We start from the raw sequence: 26126 nt of genomic DNA, 5'->3' as shown, positions 1-26126 counted from the left end.
GTTCGGTCGACGCCCGCCGGCAACGGCGGGCCGGAAGGGGGCAGGGTGATGCGTCTTCACGTGGGCTGCGCGATGTGGACCCACAAGGCATGGCAGGGGCGCCTGCTGGCGCATCCACTTCCGCCCCACGAGCGCCTGCGGCACTACGCCGGTTGGTGCGACGCCGTCGAGGGGAACACGACCTTCTACGCGACCCCGACCAGGGACACCGTGGCCTCGTGGGCGCAGCAGACCGACCCCGACTTCCGCTTCGTGCTCAAGCTGCCGAAGCTCATCACGCACGAACGACGCCTCGTCGACGTCGACGGGGCGCTTCGGGTCTTCCTGGACGCGATCGAGCCGCTCGGCCCACGGGCCCACGCCCTGTGGATCCAGTTGCCGGGGTCGTTCGGCCCGGCTGACGTCGCCGTGCTCGCCCGCTTTCTGCGCCGGCTCCCCAGTTCCCACCGGTACGCCGTGGAGGTCCGGCACCCCGCGTTCTTCGACGACCCGCGCTCGACGTCGCTCCTGGAGGAGGCGCTCGCCGCCGCGGCTGCCGAGTGGATCCCGTTCGACACCACCGCGTTCTTCCAGAGCCCTCCGACCAGCGACGCGGAACGGGAGGCGTGGACCAGGAAGCCGCGCATGCCGCTCCGATCGCGCGCGCTGACCGACCGGCCGATCGTCCGGTATCTCGGCCGCGACGACTCCGCCCGGACCGTGGAGGGCTGGCAGCAGTGGATCGACGTCACCGTCGGATGGCTGCGCGAGGGCCGCACGCCCACCATGTTCGTCCACACCCCGGACAACGCCGAGGCGCCCGTGCTCGCCCGCCGCTTCCACGACGCCGTACGGGCCCGCGTACCCGAACTGGATTCACTGCCCCAGCCGATACCGGTCGAGCCGATGACCCTCTTCTGACAGCGAGGATGCAGGTGAGTCCCGTCCCCCTGCAATGTGGACTCCCGCGCTAGGCGGGGGGAAGTATCACGACGTGCAGCTGTCGGGGCCCGTGGACGCCCTCGACCCGGTTGAGTTCGATGTCACTGGTGGCGGAGGGCCCGCTGATCCAGGTCAGCGGGCGGTGCGGAGCGACCCGGGCGAGGGCGTCCGGCACGCTGGCAACGACCTGATCGGCCCGCAACACGCAGACGTGCACGTCGGGCAGCAGGCTGATGATCCGGCGGCCCTGGTCCGGGTCGGCGTCGAGGACCACGGTGCCGGTTTCGGCGACGGCCACGGCGGCCGCCGTGACGACCCCGTCAACGGCGGCGATCTGTTCCGCGGTGAGGTTCTCGTCGATCACCGTGGCAACACTGTCGGGCAGCCAGTGGCGGGGCAGTCCGGGCGGGATCACGATGCGCCGGCCGCCGAGGATCCGGCCGATCACCTGCGCGACCTCGCCGCCGGCACACCGATGGACGATGGCCCGGTAGTCGGTCAGCCGGTGGACCAGCAGGTCGAGGTCGGCGGCGGAGCCGGCGGGCCGGTACTCGCGTGGCACATCGACCGGTGTTGCCGGGGTGTCGCCGAGGGCGGCACGGATCCGGCCGAGCACAAGCTGGCGTGAGTTCACCGCTCGGCCCACCACTGGCGGAAGGTCTGCGATGGCGGCTGCGGCAGGTCGCGGCTGCTGGTCCAGCCGTTCAGCGGTGGGGGCAGGGCGCGGCCGGCGACCCGGGTCAGGCCCGCGGCCCGCTGCGCGGCCGCGTACAGCGCCGGGTGGTCCATCGTGTACGCGGCCGCGGCCATCACCGCCGCTTCGGCGCGCGGGTGGGGGACTTGGCCGCGCAGGTGCACCAGCAGTTCCGGAATGTTGATCATAACGGGGCAAGCGTCGTAGCAGGCGCCGCAGAGCGACGAGGCATACGGCAGGGAGGCGTTGTCGGCGACCCCGGTCAGCTGGGGGGACAGCACCGCCCCGATCGGCCCCGGGTAGACCGACCCGTAGGCGTGCCCCCCGGTGCGCTCGTAGACCGGGCAGACGTTGAGGCAGGCGGAGCAGCGGATGCAGTGCAGCGCCTGCCGGCCGACCTCGTCGGCGAGCACCGCGCTGCGGCCGTTGTCCAGCAGCACCAGGTGCACCTGCTGCGGCCCGTCGCCGGGAGTGACCCCGGTCCACATCGAGGTGTACGGGTTCATCCGCTCCCCGGTCGACGCCCTCGGCAGCAGTTGCAGGAACACCCCGAGGTCCGCCCACCGGGGGATGACCTTCTCGATGCCCATCACGGTGATCAGGGTCTCCGGGAGGGTGAGACACATCCGTCCGTTGCCCTCGGACTCGACCACCGCGAGGGTGCCGGTCTCGGCGACGGCGAAGTTCGCCCCGGACACGGCTACCCGGGTGCTCAGGAAGATCCGGCGCAGGTAGCGGCGGGCGGCGGCGGCCAGGGCCGCCGGCTCGCTGGTCAGCCCGGGGTCGACGTCGGGCATCTCCCGCCGGAAGATCTCCCGGATCTCCGCCCGGTTGCGGTGGATCGCCGGCACCAGGATGTGGCTGGGTCGGTCCCGGCCGAGCTGCACGATCAGCTCGGCCAGGTCGGTCTCCACCGGTTCGATCCCGGCCGCCTCCAGCGCCTCGTTGAGGCCGATCTCCTGGGTCGCCATCGATTTGACCTTGATGACCCGGTCGCTGCCGGTCGCGGCCACCAACTCGGTCACGATCCGGTTCGCCTCGACCGCGTCGGCCGCCCAGTGCACGGTGCCACCGGCCGCGGTGACCGCCGCCTCCAACTGTTCGAGCAGCTCCGGCAGGCGGGCCATGCTGTCGGCCTTGATCGCCGATCCGGCGGCGCGCAGTTCCGCCCAGTCCGGCACCTCGTCGATCACCGCCCCCGACTTGGCCCGGATGGTGGTGGTGGCGTGGCGCAGGTTGCGGCGCAGCTGCGCGTCACCCAACGCCCGCCGGGCCGCCGCGGGGAACGGCTCGTCGCCACGCAGATGTCCCACCCCGCGCGGCGCCGTCGCCGGCATGCCCAGGAACGTGCGGCTCACGATCGCACCTCCAGCCGGTCCCGCTCCCCCGCCGCCTCCGAGCCCTCCGTGCTTGCCAGGATCTCCGCCAGATGCACCGTGCGCACCCCCGCCCTCAGCCGGGACAGGCCACCACCGATGTGCATCAGGCACGACGCGTCCCCCGCCGTACACACATCAGCCCGCGTCGCCAACACATGACGCATCTTGTCCGCCAGCATCGCCGTGGAGGTGTCCGCGTTCTTCACCGCGAACGTCCCACCGAACCCGCAACACTCGTCCGCCTGCGGCAACTCCACCAGATCCAGACCCTGCACCGCACGCAACAGGCGCAGCGGCCGATCCCCCACCCGCAGCATCCGCAACGAATGACAGGTCGGGTGATACGTCACCCGGTGCGGGTAGTACGCCCCCACGTCCGTCACCTCCAGCACGTCGACCAGCAACTCCGACAGCTCGTACGTGCGCCGGCCCACCTCCTCCGCCCGACCGGCCAACCGCTCGTCGCCGGCCCGGCGGGCCAGCATCGCGTGCTGGTGCCGCACCGAACCGACGCAGGAGCCGGACGGGGCGACCACCACGTCGTACGGGGCGAACACCCGCACATGCCGGCGCACCAGCCGCAACGCCTCGTCCGGGTAACCGGTGTTCACGTGCATCTGCCCGCAGCACGTCTGATCGGCCGGGAACACCACCTCATGCCCCAGACGCTCCAACAACCGCACCGTCGCCTTCGCCGCCTCGGGAAAGAGAGTGTCGGCGAGGCAGGTCACGAACAGGGCGATGCGCATGTCCACCCACCCATCCTGGTCTCGGCGGCCCGCCAGGCAGCCTCGTCGCCGCGCGACTCGTACCGCACGACGTGCTGGGTCTCGCGCAGCACGGCCCGCAGGGCGGCCAGGTCGCCGCCGATGATACCGGCGGTGCGGGCCTGTACCAGGACGTTGCCGAGCGCGGTGGCCTCGACCGGCCCGGCGAGCACCGGCAGCCCGCAGGCGTCGGCGGTGAGCTGGCACAGCAGTTCGTTGCGGGCGCCACCGCCGACGATGTGCACGGCATCGACGTGCCGGCCGGAGAGCTGCTGCGCCTGGCGGACGGCCCGCCGGTGCGCCAGCGCGAGGCTGTCGAGGATGCAGCGGACGGTGGCGGCCGGGGTGGTGGGTACCGGCTCGCCGGCGTGCCGGCAGGCGTCGGCGATGCGCGTGGGCATGTCGCCGGGCGGCAGGAACGCCGGGTCGTCCGGGTCCACGACGGAGCGGAAGGCCGGTTCGAGAGCCGCCCGCCGCAGCAGATCGGGCAGGTCGGGGCCACCCCAGGTACGCAGCGATTCCTGCAGCAGCCACAGACCCATCACGTTGCGCAGGTAGCGGATCGTGCCGTCGACGCCGGATTCGTTGGTGAAGTTGGCCCGCCGGCTCGCCTCGGTGAGCACCGGGGCGTCGAGTTCGACTCCCACCAGGGACCAGGTGCCGCAGGAGATGTAGGCGAAGTGGTTCCCCGCCGCCGGCACGCCCACCACCGCCGAGGCGGTGTCGTGCGAACCCACGGCCACCAGCTGCGGCGAGCCAGGCAGCCCCAGGTCGGGCAGGACCGGGCCGATCCGGGTGCCCGGCTCGCGCAGCGGCGGGAACAGCTCGCTGCGGATGCCGGCGTCGGCCATCAGGCCGGTGGCCCAGGCCCGCCGGCGCAGGTCGTACAGCTGGGTCGTCGAGGCGTTGGTGATCTCGGCGCCGAGCTGGCCGGTGAGCCAGTACGCGATGAGGTCCGGGATCAGCAGCAGCCGGTGGGCGATGTCCAGCTGCGGCGTGCCGGCCGCGGCGGCGAGCTGATAGAGCGTGTTGAACGGCAGTTGTTGCAGGCCCGTGGTCGTGTAGAGCTGCTCCTCGCCCAGCTGTTTGGCGACCCGCTCGGCCACCCCGTCGGTGCGGCTGTCCCGGTAGTGCACCGGGTTGCCGAGCAGCGCGCCGGAGGCGTCGAGCAGCCCGTAGTCGACGGCCCAGGAGTCGACGCCGATGCTGGTCACCGGCCCGGCGGCGCGCAGGCCGTCGAGGATGCCCCGATAGAGGGCGAGGATGTCCCAGTGCAAGGTGTTCCCGACCCGCACGGGTTCGTTGGGAATGCGGTGCACCTCGGCCAGCTCCAGGTGGGCCGGTCCGACGTGGGCGAGCATGACCCGGCCGCTGGACGCGCCCAGGTCCACGGCGGCGAGGCGGACGCTGCTCACAGCACTCCCCGCCGAGCTGCCCACCCGACCGCCTGAATCGGGGCGGTCACGCCGGGCCGGTCGCAGATGGCCCGGATCCGCCGGCGCACGGTCCGTTCGGACATCCCCGATCGGCGCGCCACCGTCTCCAGCGGCACCCCCGTCGCCAGCAACCGCAGCGGCCGAAGGTCCTCCTCGTCGAGCACCGGATTCTTCACGAGCCTCGTCGTCCTCATCCCGCACCATGCCGGGTCAGCGGAGGAAGGCCGCAGCGACGCCGGCGTCCACCGGGATGTGCAGACCCGTCGTGTGGGACAGCTCGCCGCCGGTGAGCGTGAAGACTGCGTTGGCCACGTGCTCGGGCAGCACCTCGCGCTTGAGCAGCGTGCGTCGGGCGTAGAACTCCCCCAGCTCCTCCTCCGGCACCCCGTAGACGGCGGCACGCTTGGCGCCCCAGCCGCCGGCGAAGATGCCGGAGCCGCGGACCACGCCGTCGGGGTTGATGCCGTTGACCCGGATGCCGTAGCCGCCGAGTTCGGCGGCGAGCAGGCGGACCTGGTGCGCCTGGTCGGCCTTGGCGGCGCCGTAGGCGACGTTGTTCGGGCCGGCGAACAGGGAGTTCTTGCTGGAGATGTAGACGATGTCGCCGCCCATTCCCTGATCGATGAGGACCCGAGCGGCCTCCCGCGAGACCAGGAAGGAGCCCTTGGCCATCACGTCGTGCTGTACGTCCCAGTCCGCCTCGGTTGTCTCCAGCAACGACTTCGACAGCGACAGCCCGGCGTTGTTCACCACCAGATCCAGGCCGCCGTAGGCGAGCACCGCCGCGCGGACCGCGGCGGCCACCGCCTCGGCGTCGGTGACGTCCACCGGTACGGCCACCGCGACGTCCGGCCCGCCCAGCTCACCGGCGACGGTGTCGGCGGCGGCGGCGTCCCGGTCGGTGACGACCACACAGGCGCCCTCGGCGGCGAGGCGGTGGGCGATGGCCCGGCCGATGCCCGAGCCGGCGCCGGTGACCAGGGCGATCCGGGTGGCGAGGGGCTTGGGCTTGGGCATCCGGGCGAGCTTGGCCTCTTCGAGGCCCCAGTACTCGATGCGGAACTTCTCGGCCTCGTCGATCGGCGCGTACCGCGACACCGACTCGGCGCCGCGCATGACGTTGATGGCGTTGACGTAGAACTCGCCGGCGACCCGGGCGGTCTGCTTGTTGGCCCCGAAGCTGAACATGCCCACCCCGGGCACGAGGACGACGGCCGGGTCGGCGCCGCGCATCGGCGGGCTGTCGCCGGTGGCGTGCCGCTCGTAGTAGGCGCGGTAGTCGTCGCGGTAGGCGGTGTGCAACTCCGTGAGCCGGACGATCACGTCTTCGAGCGGGGCGGTGGGCGCAAGGTCGAGCACCATCGGGCGGACCTTGGTGCGCAGGAAGTGGTCCGGGCAGGAGGTGCCGAGCGCCGCGAGCGCGGGGTGCCGTTCGCGGGCGACGAAGTCGAGCACCACGTCGCTGTCGGTGAAGTGGCCGACCTGCGGACGGTCGGTCGACGCCAGGCCCCGGAGGACCGGCGCCAGCGCCGCCGCGCGGGCCCGCCGCTCGTCCGTCGGCAGCGGCTCGTATCCGTGGATCACCGGGCCGAACGGCTCGGCCCGGCCCCGGTCGTCGAGGTACGCCTGGATGGTACGGATGATCTCCAGCGAGTTGCGCTCGCATTCCTCGCTACTCGCCCCCCAGGCCGTGATGCCGTGCCCGCCGAGGATCACGCCGATCGCCTGCGGGTTGGCCCTCGCCACGGCGGCGATGTCGAGGCCGAGCTGGAAGCCGGGCCGCCGCCACGGCACCCACAGCACCCGGTCGCCGAAGATCTCCTTGGTCAGCTCCGGCCCGTCGGCGGCAGCGGCGATCGCGATGCCCGCGTCGGGGTGCAGGTGGTCGACGTGCGCGGCGTCGACCAGACCGTGCATCGCCGTGTCGATCGACGGCGCGGCCCCACCCCGCCCGTGCAGGCAGTAGTCGAACGCGGCGACCATCTCGTCCTCCCGCTCGACGCCCGGGTAGACATCGACGAGGGCCCGCAGGCGGTCGAGCCGGAGCACGGCCAGGCCGGCCTCGGTCAGCGTGCCCAGGTCGCCGCCCGAGCCCTTGACCCAGAGCAGCTCGACGGGGCCACCGGTCACCGGATCGGTGGCCTCGCCCCTGGCGGAGGTGTTGCCGCCGGCGTAGTTGGTGGTGGTCGTGTCGGCGCCGAGCCGGTTGCTGCGCGCGATGAGTGCCTGTACCTCGGGATGCATCGTCTTCACGTCTCCTGTATGCGTTCTCGGGTGGTGGTCAGGCGCCCCAGCCGGCCTGCTGCCCGCCGGCGCGTTCGGCGCGGATGCGCTCGAAGTAGCCGGATCGGGCGTAGGCGGCGATCGGGTCGGGGTCCAGGCCCGTCTCGGTGCGCAGCTCGGCGAGGAGCGGCCGCACGTCGGTGTTGTAGGCGTCCATCAGGACCGCGTTGGCGCCGAGCACGTCACCGGCCTGCTGCGCGGCGGCGAGCGCGTCGGCGTCGACGAGCAGGGCCTTGGCGGTGGCCTCCTGCACGTTGAGCACCGAGCGGATGATCGCGGGGATCTTCGGCTCGATGTTGTGGCACTGGTCGAGCATGAAGGCGATGCCGGCCTCCGGGCGCAGGGCGTCGCCACGCACGATCTCGTGCATGATGCGGAACAGCTGGAACGGGTCCGCGGAGCCGACCATGAGGTCGTCGTCCGCGTAGAACCGGGAGTTGAAGTCGAAGGCGCCGAGCTTTCCGGCGCGCAGCAGGAACGCGACGATGAACTCGATGTTCGTGCCCGGCGCGTGGTGTCCGGTGTCGATGACGACCTGCGCCTTCGGCCCGAGCTCCAGGCAGTGTGCGTAGGCGGTGCCCCAGTCCGGCACGTCTGTGGTGTAGAAGGCGGGCTCGAACAGCTTGTACTCCAGCAGCATCCGCTGATCCGGACCGAGTCGGCCGTACACCTCCCGCAGTGCGGCGGCGAGGCGGTCCTGCCGGGCGCGGATGTCGTCCTGGCCCGGGTAGTTGGTGCCGTCGGAGAACCACAGTTTCAGGTCGCGCGAACCGGTGGCGTCCATGATGTCGACGCACTCGAGGAGATGGTCGGTCGCCTTGCGTCGCACCCGCGGGTCCGGATTGGTGACGCTGCCGAGCATGTAGTCCGGGTCCTGGAACACGTTCGAGTTGATCACGCCGAGCGCTACCCCCAGGTCCGTCGCGTGCTTCGCCAGCGCGGCGTAGTCGTCGACCTGGTCCCACGGAATGTGCAGGGCCACCGTGGGTGCCACCCCGGTCAACCGGTGCACCGTCGCGGCGTCGGCGATCTTCTCGTACGGGTTGCGGGGCACACCTTCCTGGGGGAAGACCCTGAAGCGGGTGCCGGAGTTCGCGTACGCCCAGGACGGGGTCTCGATGCGCTGCGCGCGCAGGGCCTGCTTGACTCCCTCCTCGGTCGGCGCGTCGGTCTGGGTCATGGTGTTTCTCCCGTCTGGGCGGCGAGCTGCGCCGCTAGGTTGAAGACCTCGTCCAGTGGCCGCATGGCACGGTCGGCCGTGCCCTGGTCGAGGTCGAGGAAGAAGGACGCCATCTCCGCCTGCCAGCGGGCGTTGACGTCGCGGGCCTGCATGGCGGCCTGTGCCGCCGCGAAGTCGTCGGTCACCAGGAACCCCACGAGCAGGCCGTCTTCACGGAGGAAGAGGGAGTAGTCGCGCCATCCGCACTCGGCCAGGGCGGCGAGCATCTCCGGCCACACGCGCGCGTGCCGGGCCCGGTACTCGTGCAGGCGGGCGGGATCGACCTGCAAGGTGAAGCAGACGCGGGGCATGGTTCTCCCATCGGTGCCTCCCCCGGGCGGTGCCGGCGCGACGGGCGCCGGCACCGCCCGGGTGGACGGTCAGAACTGAAACTGGTCGATGTCGCTCTTGTCGAAGACGGTGGGCGGGCCGAGGACGACCACGCTGAACTCGCCGACGCCGTCCAGTACCAGCAGCGGAGCGCCGTCCGCGCCCGGTGCGCCGGGGTTCATCCGACCTCCTGAATCGTTTCATTTGTTGTGCTTGGACCGTAGGGGCAGGCATTCACGCCGTCAAGGGTTTCCCGGCGATTCCTCGCCTGCTGCCCGAGCGGACCTACAAGGCGGGTCCGAACCGCTCCTACAACAGCACCCGGGGCGCGCCGACACCGTCCGCTGGCTAGATGAAACGTTTTAAGCGCTATAGACTCCCGGCCGTCAACCGGTCGGACCCGTTTCGACCCGCCGGTACGGCAGCAGGAGACACCGCGACCGAGGTGCCCGCACTCCGACCGCGGGCCGCAACCAACCATCGCACCGATCGTCGAGGGAGCCATGGCAGCGGCGAACATCAAAGAGGTGGCCCGGCACGCCGGCGTTTCCGTCGGCACGGTGAGCAACGTGCTCAACCGGCCCGACACGGTCGCCCCCGCCACCCGCCGGCGGGTGCTCGAGGCCATCACCGAGCTCGGCTACGTCCGCAACGACTCCGCTCGCCAACTGCGCGCCGGACAGAGTCGCACCATCGCCATCGTCGTACTGGACGTGGCCAACCCGTTCTTCACCGACGTGGTGCGCGGTGCCGAACAGGTGGTCGAGGAAGCCGGCGCCATGCTCGTCGTCTGCAACAGCGGCGAGGACAGCGCCCGGGAACGCCGGCACCTGGAACTGCTGGAGGAGCAGCGGGTCCGTGGCGTGCTCATCACCCCGGTCCATCACGGCTCCCAGCCCAACCTGGAGAAGCTGGTCGACCGTGGTATTCCGGTGGTGCTCGTCGACCGGGGCTCGGGCCGGACCAGCCGCTGCTCGGTGGCCGTCGACGACGTGCTCGGCGGCCGGCTGGCCATGGACCACCTGCTGGACCAGGGCCACCGCCGCATCGCGTACCTCGGTGGCCCGTTCTCCATCGCCCAGGTCGCCGATCGGCACGCCGGGGCCGCCGCCGCCCTGGACGATCGCGGTGACGGCGCCGAACTGCGGGTCGCGACGACCACCAGCCTGACCGTCGCCGCCGGACGACGCGCCGCAGAGGACCTGCTGGCCCTGCCCGCCCGGCAACGTCCCACCGCCGTCTTCTGCGCCAACGACCTGATAGCGCTCGGCGTGCTGCAGGAGGTGACCACCCGCGGCATGCGGGTGCCCGCCGACGTGGCCATCGTCGGCTACGACGACATCGAGTTCGCCGGCGCGGCGGCGGTGCCGCTGTCGTCGGTGCGTCAACCCCGCGAGCAGCTCGGCCGCACCGCAGCGCAACTGCTGCTGGAGGAGGACGAGTCCGGCGAGACGCACCGGCACCGACACGTGGTGTTCCAGCCGGAGCTGGTCGTGCGCCGCTCCAGCGACCAGCAGCGACGAACCCAGCGTGGGCGGACAGGCGCGATGGCGCCGGCCGCGCTCCCCCGCGCGGCCGGCGCCGTCGACGTCGTCCGGCGATCGCCGCGGAGCTGCTGACGAACCGCGGTCGACTCGGTGGTCTCCGCGCCGGGGGGCGAGGTCGTACCCGGCGGCCGGTCCGAATGCAACGCGAGGTGATGACCAGAAAGGCCGGGGCGCGGTCGTCACGACCGCGCCCCGGCCTTCACTTACCTGTCAGTAGCTCCCGAGGTCGAGCCAGGGCCCGTTCCGGTCACCGGGCTCCTGGTTGCGGGTCCACCACTGCGCCTTCCACAGGTGGCCGTCGTGGGCCACGATGTCGCCGCTGGTGTAGATCCACGAGTTCGTCCACGAGGCGTGCTTGCCCTTGGGGGTCTCCACCGGGACGCCCACCTCGGCCCAGGCGCCCCAGGGGGAGACGCCAGGCACTTCGGCACGCGTCGACCACTGGGCCTCGTACGCCCGGTCGTTGTGGATCACGCGGGCACCCTTGCGGTACTCGACGGTGCGTTCCCAGTTGGGATGGCGGACCAGAGCCTTCAGGGCCGTGGCCAGCGCCCGCTCAGCCTTGTCCACCTCGTACTGGTAGGGGTAGGCGGCCACAGCGACCGTCCTGGCCTTCGCGAGTGCCTCGGTGAGGCCCGCCCAGCTGTCGGCCGTGTACTGCGGTTCCGACTTGCCCTCGGCCTCCGCGATCCGCTTCCGCAGTGCCTGCCGGTCGCTGGCCGGTGTGCCGAAGGCTTCGATCTCCGCCACCTGCATGAGGTAGCCGTCGGCCGCATGGCCGCCCGTGCGCAGCTTGCTGCTGACGACCCGGACGAAGGCGGCGCGCATGGGCTTGTCCAGGGTGAACACCCGTGGCTTTGCGGTGCTGCCGTCGTCACCCGTCACGTCGGCGATGGTGGTCCACTCGCCGCCGTCCGTTGAGAGCTGCACCTTGTAGTCGACCGCGAAGGCGCCGATCGCGTGGACCTTCACCTCGCTCACGTCGTAGTCGGCGCGCAGCCCGACGACGGCCCACTCCTGGGCGTTGGGTGTCGTGTGTCGCCGGATGTTACTGGTCCAACCGTTGTCCGTCCGCCCGTCGACCAGGAACTTGGAGGCATAGCCCCACTGCTCGTAGGTGCTGTCGGGGGTGGTGGAGGACACGACCACCGTCTTGTTCTTGGCGATGTTCTGGCCCTCGACGTACGGCGGTGGCGCGGGCGTGACCGGCGGGGACTCGGGCGCCGCGGTGCCGCCGTCGTCGTGGTACACCTCCAGCTCGGCCAACGCCGCGGCGTAGCCGCCGCCCCACCGGTTCATCTCCTGCACGGCGATCCGCACGTAGCGGCCCTTGGTGGCGTCGAAGCTGTAGCTGAGCGGACCGGCGGCGCGGCCCTGACCGGTGACGGTCTTGACCGTTCGCCACGACTCGCCGTTCGTCGACACCTGGATGGTGAAGTCCCGCGGGACGGTGCCGCCGTAGTCGATGGCGGTGCCCGCCGGGTAGAGGTCGATCCGGTTCAGGGTTTCTTCCCTGCCGAGGTCGACGGTGAGGTTCGCCTTCCGGGAGGCTTCGGTGGCCGGCGTGCTCCACCCGTTCACGGCGCCCTGCGCGAAGCGCTGCCCGTCGGTGACGCTGGTCGGCGACCAGTCGCCCCCGCTCTGGGTGCTGTCGGCGGTGACCGGCTTGTGATCGGCGATGTTGACGTTCACCGGAGTCGCGCGAGCGTCGTAGTCGTAGCCGGCGGGGAGCGCGTAGAGGACGGCCTCGCCCTTGTCGAACTTGCGGTTCAGGGCACCGTTGTCCAGCGCGACGCCGACCGGCTTGCCGGTCTGCCGGCTGATCTCCTCGAGCGAGCCGATCCCGGTGCCGAACCGCAGCGAGACGTCCTTCGCCTGGGTGAAGCTGTTGTTGACGACCATCACGTAGTTGCGGCCGTTCTCGCGGTCGCGCATGTACGAGAAGGTGAGGTCGTCCTTCGACTGCGCCCGCACCAGGAAGTCCGCCGGCACCGCCTCCTGGCCCCAGGTCTGACCGTTGAGGTAGACCTCCTTGGCGTCCAGCCTCATCAGGGTGGGCCCGAGGGCGTGGATCTCGCTGTTGAGCTGCTTCACCGGCTCGAACAGCTCGGTCTTCTGACCGTCAGCGGTCATGATGGCGTCGGTGAAGACCTCGCCGCGGTTGGTCGGCGTCCACCAGGTGAAGTACGAGAGATTCTTGTACCCGTACGCGAGGGCCATGTTGGCCTCGTAGCGGATCTCGGTCGGGTTCATCCGCCGGAAGTTGCCGGGAACCCCGACAGCCTGCAGGTACTGCGCCGTCTTGACGTTGTTGGCCAGCCCGACCTTCCGCACCGTGTTCATGTTGTTCAGGAAGCCGGTGTAGTCGAGGCTGTTCTCGGTCCAGCCGAACGGGTACCGGTCGTACATCAGGTAACCACGCTTACCGACCTGGTCGAGCCACCCCTGCGTCACCCGCGCGTACTCGGCCTCGGACCCGTACACGAAGCTCGGCAGGAAGTTCAGGTGGGCGTCGTACTCGGGCGCGACCTCCTTGATGGTGTTGAACACCCGGGCGAACGGGGTCGGGTCGTACGGCTCGTCCACGATGAAGAACCCGCCGACGCCCGGGACGTTGGTGTATCCCAGCACCTCCTGCCGGATCTGCTCGTCGGTCATGTTGACCATGCCGGGCCCGATGCGGCCGTCCTGGACCATGATCTGGAAGCCGTTCTTGTGCGCCAGCCGCGCCATCTCCATGTTGATTTCCTTGGAGGTGTGCAGCTGGGTCGCGAGCACCAGGTCGATCCCCGCGTCGCCCAGGTAGCTGTACTGGGTCTCGTTCACGTGTTCCGTGGTGGGTGGCCAGAAGGCCGAGATCACGAATTTGTCCTCGACCCGTTCCACCTCGTTCCGGACCTCGACCGGGATCGACTTGGACCTCTCCAGCTGCGGCGCGGCCATCGTGATCACCGTCTTGCCCGGTGCCACGGCGGTCACCACGCCCGAGCCGTCAACGGTGGCCACACCCACGTCGGACGAGGTCCAGACAAGCTTCGGGGTCCCGCTGGGCGCGGTCGCCCGGTGGGGTAGCCGTTCGACGGTCCCGGTCTCCAGCAGCAGCGCGGGCTTCTCGATGGACAGGATCGTCTCGTTGAGCCCGCCGAAGACGGCCAGTTCGGAGAGCTGTACGAGGTATCCGTCACCGGTCGCGACGCCGTTGCGGCGGGTGACGTACAGCCGCAGGAAGCGGCCCTCCACGTCGGCCAGGTCGATGACCTGGGGCGCGGTGCGGCCGGCCGCGTTGCCGGTGCTGGTGAAGACGCTGCGGTACTCGTTGCCGTCGGACGACACCTCGATGCGGTAGTCGGCGGGGAAGCTCTTGTCCCTCGGGAACACGACGACGCGGTCGATGTCGTGTGACGCCCCGAGGTCGTAGCTCGCCCAGGCCGCCGTGGTGGGGACCTGCACCTTGTCGTACGGGTTGGTGCTCCAGCCGTCGGCCTTGCCCGCCACTCCGTTGTTGAGCAGCGACATGGCCCAGGACTCGTTGGCCATCTCGTAGCTGGACGAGGACGTCACCCTGGCGCTCGCGGCCACGTTGGTCGTGCCGTCCGGGGCGTAGCCGGGAACGTCGTACGGGTCGGCCGGGATGTTCGACGCCGACGGGGCCGCCGATGCGTGGGTGGGGGCGTTGACCAGCCCCCAGGTTGTCGTCGCCGCGACGATGAGCCCAGCGGCCATCATGCGGCGGAGAGTCGCGCGCAAGACTGTCCTCATTTCCTGGTGGACGTGAAACGCCTAGCGATAGGCGTGAGGGGTTGGCTAGGTGCGGAGGGTGGGCGCGGGCTAGCGGAAGGTGCCTTGTGAGACCGAGCCCTCAAGCCGGCGCTGGAAGATCACATAGATGGCGAGTACGGGAAGGACGGTCATCACGACCGCCGCGAACAGGGCGCCGAAGTCGACCGCGTAGCCGGCCCTCGACGCGAACACCGCCATGCCCTGCGTCAGCACGTAGTTGTCACGATCGGTGTTGAGGACGATGGGCAGTAGGAACTGGTTCCACAGCCCGAGGAAGTTGAAGATGGCCACCGAGGCCAGACCGGGTTTCGCCATGGGCAGCATCACCCGGAAGAACGTGCTCCACTCCCCCGCGCCGTCGATCTGCGCCGCCTCGTGGATCTCGTCCGGCAGCGCCTTGAAGAACGAGTGCAGGAAGAAGACGGTGAACGGAAGGGCGAACGCGACGTAGGTCAGGATCAGGCCCGGCAGGGTGTTCAGCAGCCCGAAGTTCCGCAGGATAAAGAAGAGCGGCACGATCGCGAGGAACAGCGGGAACGTCATCGAGGTGAGCAGCGCGTTGTAGATGAGCCGGTTGCCCGGGAAGCGGAACCGCGCCAACACGTACGAGCACATCGCGCCGAGCAACATGACGATGAACAGCGCGGTGCCCACCACGATGACCGTGTTCAGGAAGTAGCCGCCGATTCCGGCGCCCGTCCAGGCGGCCACGTAGTTGTGGAAGCTCCACTCGCTGGGCAGCGAGAACGGCGACGCCAGGATCTCACCGGTCGACTTGAACGACGACATGACCGTCCACAGGAACGGGACGATGACGATGACGGCCCAGGCGACGAGGAGGGTGTGTGAGGTCGTCGCGACGGCGATGTCGCCACGGCTGGCTTTCCGGCGACGTCGAGACGGCGCGGGGGTGGCCGAGGTTGCCGGGCGTGCCTTCTCGGCGGTGAGCGCGGTCATGTCCGCTCCTTCCCGTCGGCACGTCCGCCGGTCAGGCGGTCGGCCAGGAACACGATCGCGGCGAACATCAGTGTCACCACCGCGAGTACCACGCCCATGGCGGTCGCGTACCCGAACTGCCCCTTACGGAAGGCCACGGTGTACAACTGCTGGCTCATGGTCAGCGTCGAGTACTCGGGCCCGCCGGTGGGGTTCAACGCCTGCATGTAGATGAACGCGTCGAGGGCGATGATGCCGAGGTAGACGTACGCGGTCCGTACGCTGTCCCGGATCTGCGGGATGGTGATCGAGAAGGCGGTGCGGAAGCGACCGGCACCGTCCAGGCGCGCGGCCTCGTACGTCTCCGCCGGGATACCTTTGATCGCCGCGACGAACAGCACGGTGTAGAAGCCGACAAAGCTCCAGATGATGACGAAGATCGACGCCGGCAACGCGGTGGTGGCCTTGCCGAGCCACGGGAAGTCCGCGAACCCGTCGAGGCCGACTCCGGCGAGAAGGCCGTTGAGCAGCCCTCTCGACGGGTCGTACACCTGGGCCCAGATCAACCCGACGGCGATGGCGGGCACCGTGTACGGGAAGAACGAGACAACCCGGTAGAAGCTGGACCCCCGAAGGCCCCGCACGGTTCCCGTACTCGGGCCACCGACGGTCACCATGCTGGCGATCGCCAGAGCGAGCCCGATGGTCACGATGGGCACGACGATCGCGAGCAGTACGTTGTTCCGCAGAGCGCGCAGGAAGACATCGTCACCGAAGAGCCTGACGAAGTTCTCCAGACCGATGAAGCGCATGTCCGGCGAGAAGCCGGTCCAGTCCGTCATCGCGAAGTACAGCGCCTGGACGAACGGCGAGATCACGAAAATCGCGAAGATGGCCAGGGGAAGCACCAGGAATACCGCCATGAAGCTCACCCGGTCGAAGGTGAGCTTGCGGCGGCGCTTGGCGGCACGCCGGCCGCCCAGCATCGTCGTACCTGTCATCGCATTCAGCTAACCTTGATCTTCTGGATGGACGAGTCGTTCGCGATCTTGTCGCTCACGGACTGCAGGCCCTTGGTCATTCTGGCGACGTCGAGGTCGCCGGCGAGGAACGAGTTCCACAGGACCAGTTGGTCGGCGCCCATCCCGTAGTAACCCTCGGAGACGAAGTCGAAGATGTTCTGGCCGGCGGCCTCGAGCATCTTGGTCTGCGAGACCAGCGCGGTCGAGCCGTAGCCGTCGGCCGGTACGGTCCCCTTGACGATCGTCGGTGCCAGCCGGGTCTTCGAGAAGTTGGCGGCGGCCTCGTTGGAGAGCATCGCGCGCAGCACCTCCTTGCCACCCGCCGGGCTCTTGCCCTTGACCGGCACGATGAACGGTTCGCCGGCCGCGGCTCGCAGCGCCTCGAACGGCAGCGCCGGGCTCGTCGACAGGGTCGGCACCGGCACACCGGTCATCCGGAAGCCCGCCTTGGTGGCCTTCTTCATCTCGTTCTCGATCCAGCCGCCCGAGCTGTACAGCAGAGCCTGCTGATCGTTGCTCCACTTCGCCTGCGCGGCGGTGAACTGGGTGCCTGCGCCACCGGGCACGATGTAACCGGCCCGCACGATGTCGTGGATCTCCTTGAGAACGCCCTGGACCGCCGGGTGTGACCACGCGTTCGGCGCCAGGTTCTCCAGGGCCAGGCGAACCTCGTGCCCGCCCTCCTTGATCGCCGAGTCGACCAGCGTCCAGTGGTAGTAGTTGGCCGCCTCCTTGCCGAAGACGAACAGGTACTTGCCCTTCGCCTTCGCCTTGGCGCCGAGATCCTTCGCCTCGGCCCAGGTCTTCGGCGGGGTCCAGCCGTTCTCCTCGAACAGCGAGGCCGAGTGCCAGAGCGAGAAGACGGTCATCACGTAGTTCAGCGCGACGAACTTCCCGTTGAACGTGCCGGGCAGCTTGACCCCCGGGTAGAGGCTGTCCGCGATCTTCGTACCGCCGTAGTTGGTCGCGTCGAGGACGTCGTCGAGGGTCTCCAGCTGGTCGACGATCGTGCTCAGAGAGATCTTGCCCGCACCACCGTTGTTGATCAGGTCAGGCGGGTTACCGCCGACGAACCGGGGCTGGAGTTCCTGGGCGATCTCCGTCGACGGCTGGACCTTGATCTTGATGCCGCTGTGCTTCGCCTCGGCCAGGCCGCCCGCGAACGTGACGTAGTCGTAGCCGTAGCCGCCGTTGAAGATGACCGCGTCGACTTCGGTGTTGGCGGCCAGTCCGAACGGGTTCTGGGCGCTCGTGGCACCGGTGGTCGACGTGCCCTTGGGTTCGTCGTCGCCCGGCGAGGCGCACGCGGCCAGCACACCGGCGACGGGGACCAGCGACGTCGCCAGCGCGCCCCGCAGGAACAGCCGGCGATTGAATGGTTTCAATTCAGAGGACATGGGTGGCTACCTTTCGATGGGCCTTGCTGTCTGCGATTTCTAAGGCCGTGGCGGTCCGCTGCGGCGGCGGGCTGCCCGGGATTACGCGACGGGCTTGATGCGCGTCCCGTAGCGCCGCTCCAGGGCGCCGTTGTGCTCGTCGCCGCCGGGAATGTTGGCCGAGATGTACAGCGGCGGCACCTGCCCGGCCGCCCGGATGCGCTCCGCCGCGCCGATGGTCAGCAGCTGCGCGAGGTAAGCAGCGGTGATCGACGAGACCGCCCCCACCCCGAGCCCGTCACCGAGGCCGAGGGTGGCGTCTCCGTACGGAGCACGGTTGTCCAGGACGATGTCGGCGACGTCCGAGAGTCGCTTCCCGCTGGGATGCTTGGGGGCGACCGCGTTGGTGTGTTCGAGGCTGGTCACGGCGATCACCGGATGCCCTTCGGCCTTGGCGCGCAGGGCGAGCCCGACGATCGAGCCGTTCACGCCCGAGTTGGAGGCGATGAGGAACACGTCGGCCGGGTGCATCTCGTACAGGTCGTAGAGCTCGTCCACGATGCTGTTGTCACGTTCCAACTCGGCACCGACGAGGATGGAGGCGTCGCTCCGGTCACCGAACAGGACCAGGTCCCGCAGCGCGATGGCGTGACTCGGGATGAACCCGCCGGCCCGGCCGGCGATCTCCATCGCGAAGGCCTCGGAGTGACCGGTGCCGAAGGCGTGTAGCACGCCGTCGTTCTCGATCGCGTTGACGATCAACTCGATCGCCCCGTCCAGGCCGCCCGAACGGGCCTCCTCGTCGATGGCGCGGAGGCGGCTGGAGACATGCGTGGAATAGTCACGGAAGAGGGTCGTCATCAGGAAGGCGTTCCGTTCGTCGGGGAGGCGGTCGCGGTACGCGGCGGCCGGGACTGGGTTTCGCGATGGGTGGCGATGGCCGCAGCGGTCCGGGCCAGCGTGGTCGTGGTGCGTTCGAAGTTCTGTTGCGCGACCATCAGGTAGAGCAGGTCGAACACGAACAGCTGGGCGTGCTGCGCGGCGAAGTCCCCGGGCTGGAGGTATTCGCCGGGCGCGTAGCTCTGGATGTGCATGTCGGCGGCTGCGGCGAGCGGCGAGCTGGGATCGCTTGTCAGGGCCACGGTGAGCGCGCCCTGCGAACCGGCGAGCGCCAGCATCTCCACTGTCTCGCTGGTGCGACCGCTGTTGGAGATGCCGATCGCCACGGCGCCCTTCCCCAGCAGCGCGCCGCTGGTGAGGCCGAGGTGCACCTCGGTCCACGCATGCGCGTTGATCCCGATCCGGTACAGGCGCTCATGTATGCCGGCGGCGACGAGCCCACTGCCGCCGATGCCGTAGATGTCCACGTGCCAGCTGGCGGCGATGGCGGCGACGACCCGTTGCAACAGGCCGAGGTCGGCCAGATCGGCGGTGGCCTGCAACGCGCCGACGTGTGCGTTGAGCAGCATCCGCAACACCTCGGCGGGGTCCTGCCCCGGGTGGAAGGTGTGCCCGATCACCTGCTCCCAGGTGTCCTGCGCGCTCGACCGCCCAAGGTCGGCCGCCGAGCTGACCCGCAGGGGCAGGTAGCCGCCGTAGCCGATCAGCCGGCAGAAACGGGTCACCGTCGCCGCCGAGGTGCCCGCGCGCTCCGCGAGTTCGGTGATCGACAACTGGAGCGGCAGCTCGGGGTTCTCCAGGAGGAGCTGACCGATCTTGGCCATGGACTGCGTCATGTGTGACAGCTGCGCCCGGATGCGACTGCTGACGCCGAACTCGGCAGTCGTTTGTGCCGGGGGTACTTCAGCCGAAGACATGATGATGAAAAGTCCTATCACTGTTAGCTTTGGTTCGTGAAAACTAATTGCAGGATCTCGGTGGGGGCAATGAACCGCAGGTCACGGGTTGGTAACGATGCCTGATCTGCTCGCCGTCGACGCCGGCGGCACCTCGACCCGTAGCATTGTCGTCACCGCCGAGGGCCGGTGTCTCGGCTACGCCCGCACGGGCAGCGGAAACCCGACCTCCGCCGGCCCCGTACACGCGGCCGCTTCGGTGGCGGCCAGTGCCGCGGCCGCGTTGGCGGCCGCCGGCGTGTCAGGTGAGGAGATCGGCGGGGTCGTGTTCGCCATGGCCGGCGCGAGCCCGCACATGGACGTCGAGTCGTTCACCGCGCCGCTGAAGGCGCTCGGCATCACCGCGACCCCGGTCGTCGAATCGGACCTGCTGGCCACCTTCTTCTCCGGCACGTACCGGGAGGCCGGCTACGCGCTCGTCGCCGGCACAGGCGCGGCGGCCATCAGGGTCGAGCGGGGGCGGATGATCGCCACCGCCGACGGGCTCGGCTGGCTGCTCGGCGACGACGGCTCCGGCTTCTACATGGGACATCGGGTGGTCCGGGCGGCGCTGGCCGAGCTCGACCGCCGCGGTCCGGCCACCGCGCTCACCGGACTACTCCTGGACCAACTCGGCCAGGCCGGGGGCCATGCTCCGGATCCCGACGGTCGCCCGGCCATCGTCTCGTACGCGCTCGACACCCTCTACGCGATCCGTCCGGTGCAGCTCGCCCAGTTCGCGCACCTGGCCTTCGAGGCCGTCGGCGACGAGATCGCCGACGAGATCGTCCGCGACGCCGCCGACGCGCTGCTGCGCACCCTCGACGCGGTGGTCACCCCCGGCCTGAGCGGCGTGATCACGCTCGGCGGCGGCATCCTCACCCGGCACCGCACGCTGGCCGACCAGATCGCGGCCCGGTACGCCCGGGACGGCACCACTGCGGAGGTACGCATCGTCCCCGACGGGGTGGTCGGCGCGGCCGTGCTCGCCCTCCGGCAGGCCGGAGCGACCGTCGACGAGGTCGTCTTCGACCGGCTCGCGACGACACTCGCGACGCTGCGCTGACGTGTACCTCTGGACGGTCAGGACGATCGGGGCGGGTGAACCATGTAAGAACGAAACCAGGGGTCCGTCCGGGCCCGACTGAAGACTGACGGCAACCCGGACGGCAAGCTCAATCCGGGAAGTGTCAACGCCAGCCGTGCACCGCGCTCTGCGCCACCAGTAGACGCGCCGCGATCTCCGGTACCGACACGCCCCGCGCCAGCCAGCCTGCCTGCCTGCCGCCTCGGAGTGTGCGAGGAACCGCCGTTTGAGCTCCGCTGTGCGCACCAGCCACCCCAGTCTGCACAGCGTTGGCTATTGCATATTATTAGCAACTGTGGAGAAGCGTTCCGGCACCCCGAGGCCGATCACCCGCTACGGCAACCCGGTCCTACACCGCCGCTGCGCACCCGTGACCGTCTTCGACGATGCGCTCGCCGCACTCGTCGACGACATGTTCGCCAGCATGTACGCCGCCCACGGGGTGGGCCTGGCCGCCAACCAGATCGGCGTCGACGCCCGGATCTTCGTCGTCGACTGCCCCGACGCCACCGGCGCCCACACCATCGCCCACGTGATCAACCCCGTCCTACACCTGCCCGAACAGCGGGAACTGGTCCTCGACGACGAAGGCTGCCTCTCCGTACCCGGTCAGCACGCCGAACTGGCCCGCGCCGCCACCGCCAGCGTCACCGGCGTCGACCTGCACGGCGCCCCCATCCGGCTCGACGGCACCGGCACCCTCGCCCGTTGCTTCCAGCACGAGGTCGACCACCTCGACGGTCTCGCCTACGTCGACCGGCTCCCCGCCCGTCAACGCAAACAGATCCTCGCCGACAGCGCTGAACACCCCGGAGTCGGCACCGGCACCCCGACCGGGGACTGAGGTGCCGATCGTCCTCGGCATCGGGACCTTCTGCGACGAAACCGGCGTCGCCGCCAACAGCAGAATCCGCGCCCTCACCCGACAACGCTGCGCCGAAGCAGGCATCCATCTCCGGGTTCCCTCACCTCGGCTCTGCACAGACAACGGCGCGATGATCGCCGCCGTCGGGGACCTCCTCGTACGGGCCGACGTACCACCATCGCCCCTGCAACTCGGTGCCGATTCGTCCGCGCCTCTGGCCCGAGCCCTGATCGGCAACACCTCATCCGCTGGCCGGCCGTCACCCAGCTGATCGTCCTGGCGCACCGTCGGTGGCGGAGTCGGCGAGCGCGCGGCGCAGAGCGAGGCGGTGCTCACGCCGGATCTCGGCCCGCCGGAAATCCCGGTACTCCTCGTCGGTCTGCGGCAGCAACGGCGGCGCCGGCCGCGGTCTGCCGTCGTCGTCGATCGCGACCATCACCAGGTGGGACGTCGCGACCATCGTCGCCGGCACCGCCCGGTCCCACCGGTCGGCGGTCACCGTGACCGCGACCTCCATCGAGCTACGTCCGGCCCAGGTGATCCGGGCCCGCACGTGCACGACGTCACCGACCCGAACCGCCTGCAGGAAGCCGTCTCGTCCATCGCCGCGGTGACCGCCGGACCGTCGGAATCCCGGCGGCGACCACACCCGCCACCGAGTCGATCAAATTGAGGATCCGGCCACCGTGCACCGTCCCCATCAGGTTCGTGTGGTGCTGGTCCATGATCTGCGACAGCGTCGACTCCGACGCCGACGGCAGACGCCCCACCAAGGCAGTGGACATCGCCATCCGGTCCTGGGACAGCGGCACCGCCGGAGCACAGGGGACAGCGATCGGCACACGCCGGTGGCGCGTTCGTCGCTCGTCCGGCCCTCCCGCGAAGCCGACGGCAAGCGTGCACGATCGTGCACGCGACGCGGGCAGGTCTTCGGACTCGCGGGCACAACCGGTCTCCCGGTCTCCTACTGGCCATCGCTTCCCAGACCCCACCGGGTCCAGTGCTGTTGACAGCGGTCGTTCCCGCTCACCGCTGCGGGGCGGTCCCGGAATCCCACCGGGTTCCCTCTTACGACACCCCACCACCTGGGCAGGATGAACCAGCGCTGAGGCCGAGCCTAGTCGGACACCTGCCGTGACCCGAGGTGGCCCGCAACCGCCCTGGTGGGTCACGTCGGAACCAGGGCCTCGCCCCTGGACGGTCAACCTGCAGGGCACCCGGCAGGAGCGGAGTTCGGGGTCGTACGTCATCGGCAGGCGTCGCGTGGCACGGCTCTGCTTGCCCACCGATGCTGACCAGCACGGCCTCAATGTCCCTCCCTGCCGGTGTCGACGCCGACGCCTCTCCTTCGTGGAGGTAGGTCTGCCTTACCGGACAGCCCGGATCATGATGTTGCAAGATAGTGGCAATAGCCAAAGCCAGGCAGAAGAAGGAAGGCAGCAATGGCGATCTACACGCTTCCCGACATGCCCTACGACTACGGTGCGCTCGAGCCGGCGATGTCCGGCCAGATCCTGGAGCTGCACCACTCCAAGCACCACGCCGCGTACGTCAAGGGCAGCAACGACACCCTCGACCAGCTCGCCGAGGCCCGCGACAAAGGCGACTTCAGCACCCTGGTCGGCCTGGAGAAGACCCTGGCGTTCAACCTCTCCGGCCACGTCCTGCACTCGATCTTCTGGAACAACCTGTCCCCGGACGGCGGCGGACGCCCCGACGGCGAGCTGGCCGCCGCCATCGACGAGCACTTCGGCTCCTTCGACGCGTTCGCCGGGCAGCTGTCGACCGCGACCAAGGGCGTGCAGGGCTCCGGCTGGGGCATCCTGGCCTGGGAGCCGCTGTCGCAGCGGCTGATCGTGGAGCAGGTCTACGACCACCACGGCAACGTCGGGCAGGGCTCGACGCCGCTGCTGGCCTTCGACGCCTGGGAGCACGCCTACTACCTGCAGTACAAGAACGTCCGGCCGGACTACGTCGACCGGCTCTGGGACCTGGTCAACTGGGCCGACGTGATCAAGCGGTTCGACGCCGCCCGCGCGGCCGGCAACCCGCTCATCGTCGCTCCCTGACGGCACCGGCCAGTGACAGACGCCGACGCCCAGGCGGCGTTCTGGGCCGCGCAGCGCGCCGCCGGGGTCATCGCGGCCAAACACCGCGGTGACCTCGCCGGCGCGCAGGCACTGCTCGAGGCGTTCCCGGACGAGGCCTGCCGGACCCGCGGCTTCCAGCTGCTCGCCGAGCTGGCGCTGAGCATCCTGCGGACCCAGACCGGCGAGACCATGGACGAGATCGTGCAGGAACTGAGCCTGCACATCGCGAACGCCGCAGCCGCCGGCCCACCTGGTCCGCCGCCCGACTGAAGCCCTTATTGCAAGGTTTGGCAGTAAGAAAGGGTGGCATCGTCCTGGACGGCGCCAGCTGGTTGCGGAGTGAGCCAGGCGGCGTGGCTCGTTACCACGCCTGAGAGCAGGGCGTCCCGGCGCGATGATCCTCGCGCCGGGACGCCCCACCTCCACCACCCGCAACCGCCCCACCTCGACGATGACGAGTTTCAGCTGTTCAACCAGCCGGGCATGCCTCAGCCGGCCACGTCCGAACGCCATGGTGCGCATCTTGACGCAACAGCGACCGCATCAGATGCTGCGGGTTGCGGCCACGTCCACCGGCACCACAGGTGATCGGGGAAGTGCTGTTCGTGCGACGCCACCCAGTTGGTGGCCCCGGCCTACGGGTCCTCGACGACCTGGCCGCCCTCGGCTACCGCCGGGGAGTCGGCCCCGGCGTGTGGGACATCCACTCGCCGCGCTTGCCGTCCCGTGACGAGGTCGTTGAGGCCCTGCGCCGCGCCGTCGCGGCGGTACCCGCCGGACGGCTGTGGGTGAACCCCGACTACGGCCCGAAGACCCGCGGCTACCTCGAGGTCGCAGCGTCCCTGCGACACCTCGTCGCCGCCGCCGAGGTCCGCCGGTGCCGGGCGGAGCTCGACCGAGTTCCGCCCGGCCCCCTGCAACGGCGGCTTTCCACGCGCTTGTGCAGCCTGACGAGCGGACGCCAGCGATGCCCTGCAGTGGCCGGGCAGAGCACGAACCCTCATCCTTCCGCTCTCGGAGTCCCGAAACCGTAGTGGACTCGCCGACTACCCACGGCATGTAGATGACGCCCGATCGCGCTCGCGCCGATGCGGCCCGAGCGAGACCTCACCGATCTGGTGCGCAGCGGCCCATGCTCGACGGCGGCTGGCTTGGTGCCCGCACCGCGTCTAGCTGCAGCTCAGCCAAGGTCAACATCCTGGGCTGGAGTACTGGGACCCCTCGGACGGGCAGGCCTCAACTCAACCTCGCCGATCAGCTGCCTGGCAGGTTCAAGGACGCCGCCCATGGCGGGGCGACAGGCCGTTACGCAGAAAACCATTGGCGCTCTTGACAGTCTCGGCCTCGTTGGGACACCCTCTGGGCCAGATCCCGCCCGAAAGTCCGTGGCTCATGGGCGTGTATTTGCAAGGTCAACATCACACATTCCGCGCCCATCGTAGACACGAGGAGGACCATTTGCGTCGCGATATCGCAGTCAGCTTGGCTGCGCTTGTCGCCGTGCTCGGAATCCTGATTCCTCAGGAGTCCGCGCTCGCCGGCAGTGGCGCACCGTTCAAGCTGCCTTACCGGGCTGGACACGCGCACACCATTACTCAGACGCCCGGAAGCGGCTATTCTCACAACGACGGCTATAACCGACATGCCGTTGACTTCGCCATGCCGCAGGGCACCCCGATTGTCGCCTCGGCGGCCGGCACCGTCTACTACGAGGGATGGAGCACCGGCGGAGGCATCATGGCCTTGATCGACCACGGCAACAATCGTTGCTCTCAGTACGCCCATCTCAGCACCACCATCGTCAACAGAGGGCAATGGGTGGCGCAGGGGCAGCATATCGGCGCGTCCGGAGCCACCGGAAACGTGACCGGCCCACATCTTCACTGGAATGTCGTCTACTGCGACTCTCAGCTCAGCCGCGAAATCCCCAATACCGTGGAGACCGGCACCAACTATCCCACCGGCACCGCACCCGTGAGCCAGAATCGCCTTTCCACCGGCCTGCCTGGGGCTGATGGCGAACGAGTTTCCGACTTCAGTGGTGACGGTGCCGCCGATGTCCTCGGGATCGCTGCCAACGGTGACTTCTGGTACTACCCGCACAATCTTTCCGGCCTCAGCACCCCGGTCAAGATCGGGATCGGTTGGGCGAACTTCAAGCACGTCATGGCTGCGGACTGGAGCGGTGACGGTGCCGCCGACGTCCTAGGAGTCGATTCTTCAGGGAGAATGCTGTACTACCCGAACAACAGCTACAAACTGTCTGGCTACACGCAGATCGGGAACGGCTGGGCGGCCTTCAAACACGTGATGGCCGCGGACTGGAGCGGTGACGGCGCCGCCGACGTCCTAGGAGTCGACGCAAACGGAAACCTCTGGTACTACCCACACACCGGAGCCGGCCTCGGCAACCCGGTCAAAATCGGAAACGGCTGGGCAGCCTTCAAACACGTCATGGCCGCCGACTGGAGCGGTGACGGCGCCGCCGACGTCCTAGGAGTCGACGCAAACGGAAACCTCTGGTACTACCCACACACCGGAGCCGGCCTCGGCAACCCG

At 69.5% G+C, this 26126-nt stretch carries 24 protein-coding genes, 1 pseudogene and 1 riboswitch; of the genes and pseudogenes, 9 read left to right on the top strand and 16 right to left on the bottom strand.

From position 1 onward, the window contains the following. The first annotated feature begins 72 nt into the window (after positions 1–72). Positions 73–900 carry a DUF72 domain-containing protein gene (locus tag ACH4T9_RS03135; protein ID WP_396669891.1) on the top strand — a complete coding sequence of 276 codons (828 nt, stop codon included), beginning with the start codon at positions 73–75 and terminating at the stop codon, positions 898–900. Between the two features lie 49 nt (positions 901–949). Here ACH4T9_RS03135 and ACH4T9_RS03130 read toward each other — a convergent pair whose 3' ends face one another. From ACH4T9_RS03130 to ACH4T9_RS03090, 9 genes are all read right to left on the bottom strand, one after another. Next, a complete protein-coding gene (locus tag ACH4T9_RS03130) occupies positions 950–1555 on the bottom strand; it encodes a lactate utilization protein C (protein ID WP_396669531.1) in 606 nt (201 codons plus the stop codon). Beyond that, positions 1552–2952, bottom strand: coding sequence for a lactate utilization protein B (locus ACH4T9_RS03125; protein WP_396669890.1), 1401 nt, complete (start codon positions 2950–2952; stop codon positions 1552–1554). The genes ACH4T9_RS03130 and ACH4T9_RS03125 overlap by 4 nt, the downstream gene beginning before the upstream one ends. A 17-nt stretch (positions 2953–2969) precedes the next feature. After that, positions 2970–3743, bottom strand: coding sequence for a (Fe-S)-binding protein (locus ACH4T9_RS03120; RefSeq protein ID WP_396669889.1), 774 nt, complete (start codon positions 3741–3743; stop codon positions 2970–2972). Then, positions 3722–5176 (bottom strand): rhamnulokinase family protein, encoded by a 1455-nt coding sequence (locus tag ACH4T9_RS03115; RefSeq protein WP_396669530.1) that lies wholly within the window; start codon positions 5174–5176, stop codon positions 3722–3724. The genes ACH4T9_RS03120 and ACH4T9_RS03115 overlap by 22 nt, the downstream gene beginning before the upstream one ends. Then, on the bottom strand, positions 5173–5391 hold the full coding sequence (locus tag ACH4T9_RS03110; protein ID WP_396669529.1) for a hypothetical protein: 219 nt from the start codon (positions 5389–5391) through the stop codon (positions 5173–5175). The genes ACH4T9_RS03115 and ACH4T9_RS03110 overlap by 4 nt, the downstream gene beginning before the upstream one ends. A gap of 16 nt (positions 5392–5407) precedes the next feature. Then, positions 5408–7441 carry a bifunctional aldolase/short-chain dehydrogenase gene (locus ACH4T9_RS03105; RefSeq protein WP_396669528.1) on the bottom strand — a complete coding sequence of 678 codons (2034 nt, stop codon included), beginning with the start codon at positions 7439–7441 and terminating at the stop codon, positions 5408–5410. A 37-nt stretch (positions 7442–7478) separates the two neighbouring features. Continuing rightward, positions 7479–8660, bottom strand: coding sequence for an L-rhamnose isomerase (rhaI, locus tag ACH4T9_RS03100; RefSeq protein ID WP_396669527.1), 1182 nt, complete (start codon positions 8658–8660; stop codon positions 7479–7481). After that, positions 8657–9010 (bottom strand): L-rhamnose mutarotase, encoded by a 354-nt coding sequence (locus tag ACH4T9_RS03095; protein WP_396669526.1) that lies wholly within the window; start codon positions 9008–9010, stop codon positions 8657–8659. Before ACH4T9_RS03095 ends, rhaI begins: the two co-directional genes overlap by 4 nt. 69 nt (positions 9011–9079) lie before the next feature. Next, positions 9080–9211 (bottom strand): hypothetical protein, encoded by a 132-nt coding sequence (locus ACH4T9_RS03090; RefSeq protein WP_396669525.1) that lies wholly within the window; start codon positions 9209–9211, stop codon positions 9080–9082. A 321-nt stretch (positions 9212–9532) separates the two neighbouring features. Between ACH4T9_RS03090 and ACH4T9_RS03085 the strand changes: the two genes are divergently transcribed. Then, positions 9533–10648, top strand: coding sequence for a LacI family DNA-binding transcriptional regulator (locus ACH4T9_RS03085; protein ID WP_396669524.1), 1116 nt, complete (start codon positions 9533–9535; stop codon positions 10646–10648). 138 nt (positions 10649–10786) lie between these two features. Here ACH4T9_RS03085 and ACH4T9_RS03080 read toward each other — a convergent pair whose 3' ends face one another. The 6 genes from ACH4T9_RS03080 to ACH4T9_RS03055 form a co-directional block, all read right to left on the bottom strand. Further along, positions 10787–14302 carry a discoidin domain-containing protein gene (locus ACH4T9_RS03080; RefSeq protein ID WP_396669523.1) on the bottom strand — a complete coding sequence of 1172 codons (3516 nt, stop codon included), beginning with the start codon at positions 14300–14302 and terminating at the stop codon, positions 10787–10789. A gap of 102 nt (positions 14303–14404) precedes the next feature. After that, the gene (locus ACH4T9_RS03075) at positions 14405–15313 is read right to left on the bottom strand and encodes a carbohydrate ABC transporter permease (RefSeq protein WP_396669522.1); all 909 of its coding nucleotides are present in this window, start codon (positions 15311–15313) and stop codon (positions 14405–14407) included. Beyond that, positions 15310–16293: a carbohydrate ABC transporter permease gene (locus tag ACH4T9_RS03070; protein WP_396669521.1), complete on the bottom strand. Its 984-nt coding sequence runs from the start codon at positions 16291–16293 to the stop codon at positions 15310–15312. The genes ACH4T9_RS03075 and ACH4T9_RS03070 overlap by 4 nt, the downstream gene beginning before the upstream one ends. A gap of 5 nt (positions 16294–16298) precedes the next feature. Further along, a complete protein-coding gene (ngcE, locus tag ACH4T9_RS03065; protein ID WP_396669520.1) occupies positions 16299–17711 on the bottom strand; it encodes an N-acetylglucosamine/diacetylchitobiose ABC transporter substrate-binding protein in 1413 nt (470 codons plus the stop codon). An 81-nt stretch (positions 17712–17792) separates the two neighbouring features. Continuing rightward, a complete protein-coding gene (locus ACH4T9_RS03060) occupies positions 17793–18551 on the bottom strand; it encodes a sugar isomerase domain-containing protein (protein WP_387017056.1) in 759 nt (252 codons plus the stop codon). Then, entirely contained in the window at positions 18551–19507 is a 957-nt protein-coding gene (locus ACH4T9_RS03055) for a MurR/RpiR family transcriptional regulator (RefSeq protein WP_396669519.1), read from the bottom strand. Before ACH4T9_RS03055 ends, ACH4T9_RS03060 begins: the two co-directional genes overlap by 1 nt. Positions 19508–19604: 97 nt before the next feature. Here ACH4T9_RS03055 and ACH4T9_RS03050 point away from each other — a divergent pair, with 97 nt between their 5' ends. The 3 genes from ACH4T9_RS03050 (at position 19605) to ACH4T9_RS03040 (ending at position 21748) form a co-directional block, all read left to right on the top strand. Continuing rightward, a complete protein-coding gene (locus ACH4T9_RS03050; protein WP_396669518.1) occupies positions 19605–20591 on the top strand; it encodes an N-acetylglucosamine kinase in 987 nt (328 codons plus the stop codon). Positions 20592–20907: 316 nt separating this feature from the next. Continuing rightward, a complete protein-coding gene (gene def / locus ACH4T9_RS03045; RefSeq protein ID WP_396669517.1) occupies positions 20908–21456 on the top strand; it encodes a peptide deformylase in 549 nt (182 codons plus the stop codon). A 1-nt stretch (position 21457) separates the two neighbouring features. After that, positions 21458–21748, top strand: coding sequence for a hypothetical protein (locus tag ACH4T9_RS03040; protein ID WP_396669516.1), 291 nt, complete (start codon positions 21458–21460; stop codon positions 21746–21748). Here ACH4T9_RS03040 and ACH4T9_RS03035 read toward each other — a convergent pair. Next, a pseudogene (locus tag ACH4T9_RS03035) lies at positions 21737–22268 on the bottom strand (acyl-CoA thioesterase). The gene ACH4T9_RS03040 and the pseudogene ACH4T9_RS03035 overlap by 12 nt on opposite strands. Positions 22269–22380: 112 nt before the next feature. Further along, positions 22381–22596: riboswitch (cobalamin riboswitch) on the bottom strand. A gap of 323 nt (positions 22597–22919) precedes the next feature. Here ACH4T9_RS03035 and ACH4T9_RS03030 point away from each other — a divergent pair. The 4 genes from ACH4T9_RS03030 to ACH4T9_RS03015 all read left to right on the top strand — a co-directional run. Beyond that, on the top strand, positions 22920–23546 hold the full coding sequence (locus tag ACH4T9_RS03030) for a superoxide dismutase (protein ID WP_387017064.1): 627 nt from the start codon (positions 22920–22922) through the stop codon (positions 23544–23546). 12 nt (positions 23547–23558) lie between these two features. Next, positions 23559–23837: a superoxide dismutase gene (locus ACH4T9_RS03025; protein ID WP_396669515.1), complete on the top strand. Its 279-nt coding sequence runs from the start codon at positions 23559–23561 to the stop codon at positions 23835–23837. A gap of 314 nt (positions 23838–24151) precedes the next feature. Further along, complete coding sequence (locus ACH4T9_RS03020; protein WP_396669514.1) at positions 24152–24601, top strand: hypothetical protein; 450 nt, start codon at positions 24152–24154, stop codon at positions 24599–24601. Positions 24602–25067: 466 nt separating this feature from the next. Further along, on the top strand, positions 25068–26126 hold a 1059-nt coding region (locus ACH4T9_RS03015), incomplete at its 3' end, for a peptidoglycan DD-metalloendopeptidase family protein (RefSeq protein ID WP_396686814.1).

Source organism: Micromonospora sp. NPDC020750, assembly GCF_044334565.1.
GTDB lineage: Bacteria > Actinomycetota > Actinomycetes > Mycobacteriales > Micromonosporaceae > Micromonospora.
The sequence above is the reverse complement of the archived record's forward strand: the minus strand, read 5'-3'. Positions and strand labels throughout refer to the sequence as shown.